Genomic DNA, 2,352 nt, shown 5'->3' with positions numbered 1-2,352 from the left:
TTAGTCACATATTCCTTATGAAATATTTTTTATAAGGAATAAAAATTACTATTTATATGCTATAGCACATAAATACCACCTCTTAACTTGTAATGGCAAAAATTTAAATAATACAGTAGATATATTATGAAATGAGGAGATTTTAGTTATGGGAAAATTCATTTTAGCGTTTGATAGAGAACTTGTAATCGTAGAAAAAAAAGACTCAACATGGAGCGTCCAATCGCAGTTTGCAGGTGCTAATCCAGTTGCGTTAGCTTCAGATCCATATGACCCAGAAAGAATGTATTGTGGTACTTTTGATAGGGGATTATGGAGAAGTAAAGATGGAGGAAGTTCATGGGAAGCGATTGGTACGTTACCTTCATTTGGTGAAGTGTTCCCAGCTAATTCTATTCATATGAGAGCTATTACAGCAGTTTCTGTATCTCCAGCGAAGGGGGATGACGGTAACGGGATTGTATATGTAGGAACTGAACCGAGCGCAATGTTCGTATCCAAAAATGGAGGAGACAGTTTTGAATTGCTAACTGATTATCGACAAATGCCATCATATTCATCATGGTTCTTTCCTCAACGAACATATACACACCATGTAAAACATATTGAAATTGATGCTAATAATCCGCAAATCATTTATACGACTATTGAGGTAGGTGGATTAATTAAAAGTGTAGATGGTGGTATGACATGGACTGAGGAAAAAGAGGGGAACTATCCTCAAGATATTCACGTTCTTAAATCACATCGCAATGCGCCAAATCGTTTATACGGGGTTTTAGGGGATTCATTCTTGAAAGAACCAGGTCAAGAGTACGCGGAGAGTTGTGATGGAGGTAAGACTTGGAACTATATTTGTAGTGGGCTAAAGCACCATTATGCATACCAAATGGCAGTTAATCCAACTGATCCGGAAAATATTATTATTGCGACATCTTCAAATCCACACGTAGCGCATGATTATAATAATGGAAATTGTGAATCATTTATTTATAAGAAAGAAAAAGATCAGTCTTGGACAGAAATGAATGCAGGTTTACCAACTCCTAAAGGCACAATCATACCAGTATTAAAGGCAACAAGTGATGGGACGTTCTATCTATTTAGCAATAAAGGTGTTTACCAGTCAGTAGACGGTGGGTCAAATTGGACGTCACTAGAGATTCCTTGGGAGAATAGATTTATGGAACAACATCCATATGAGATATTAATTATTAAATAAGCGATGAGTATAGTTTTTACAACTATTCATTAGGAACGGTTAGTTGAATTTAAATTTAAAATGTAAAAAGCCAGGTAATGCGTTATTCGTGCTACCTGGCTTTTTTGACCATCAATTTAAGGTTATTTTCATATTTGTGTAAATATGAAACAAGCAGGATACATTAATAGAGAATGGATAAAATAGTACTGAATGATGACTAGATTTTATCAATGATGTTATAAGGTGCTTTTTTAGTAAATTGAATTGGTTTAAATATGAAGCAGTTTAGTTAGATTCAGAATGACTGGCAATTGGTGTTATGGAGTTCAATGATTCAAAAATGAACTCATTTAAACGCATATTATCTTCGAGATGTATCATTTGGAAGAATATTAAAACTTAGGAGGAAATGAATTATGACAAAAGATTTCTATACTGCACTGAAAGAAAGACGTACTTACTATGGAATTAATAAAGAGGTACAAGTATCAGATGAAAAAATTAAAGAAATCGTGGAGTTTGCTGTGAAACATACTCCATCAGCTTTCAATTCTCAAACTGCGCGATTAGTTGTATTATTTGGTGAAGCTCATAATAAATTATGGGATATTACAACTGAAACATTAAGAAAAGTAGTTGGAGATGGAGATTTTTCAGGAACGCAACAAAAATGGATTCCTTTAAAGCTGGTTATGGAACAGTACTATTCTTTGAAGATGAGGCTATCGTTAAATCGCTTCAAGAAAAATTTGCTGCATATGCTGAAAACTTCCCAATTTGGTCACACCAAGCATCAGGTATGCACCAATTAGTCGTGTGGACAGGTTTAGAAGCAGAGGGATTAGGGGCATCTTTACAACATTATAATCCATTAATTGATGATGAGGTAAAACAAGAATGGAATGTTCCTGCTAATTGGAAACTAATTGCACAAATGCCATTTGGTAATCCAACAACTGCACCAGGTGAAAAAGAATTCCAACCACTTGAAGAACGTGTGAAATTTCATAAGTAATATTCAAATGTAATAATACGGTCTAGTTATAGTAGAGTTATTCGCTCTTTTTAGGGATATGCTATTGATGAAATCCGAAAAACACTATTATATTTTTAAAAAGAACAAGGCGATCATTTTTGATCGCCTTGTT

Annotated in this window: 1 protein-coding gene and 1 pseudogene; both read left to right on the top strand. The window is 34.4% G+C overall.

Annotated features, from left to right (window positions below; all coding sequences use genetic code 11):
• The first annotated feature begins 148 nt into the window (after positions 1-148).
• Positions 149-1,222 (top strand): WD40/YVTN/BNR-like repeat-containing protein, encoded by a 1,074-nt coding sequence (locus KI356_RS27025; RefSeq protein ID WP_212936984.1) that lies wholly within the window; start codon positions 149-151, stop codon positions 1,220-1,222.
• Positions 1,223-1,620: 398 nt separating this feature from the next.
• Positions 1,621-2,219, top strand: a pseudogene (locus tag KI356_RS27020) (nitroreductase family protein).
• Positions 2,220-2,352 lie beyond the last annotated feature (133 nt).

The organism is Bacillus hominis, from assembly GCF_018332515.1.
GTDB classification, from domain to species: Bacteria; Bacillota; Bacilli; order Bacillales; family Bacillaceae_G; genus Bacillus_A; species Bacillus_A hominis.
This window is presented reverse-complemented; position numbering and strand designations above follow the sequence as displayed.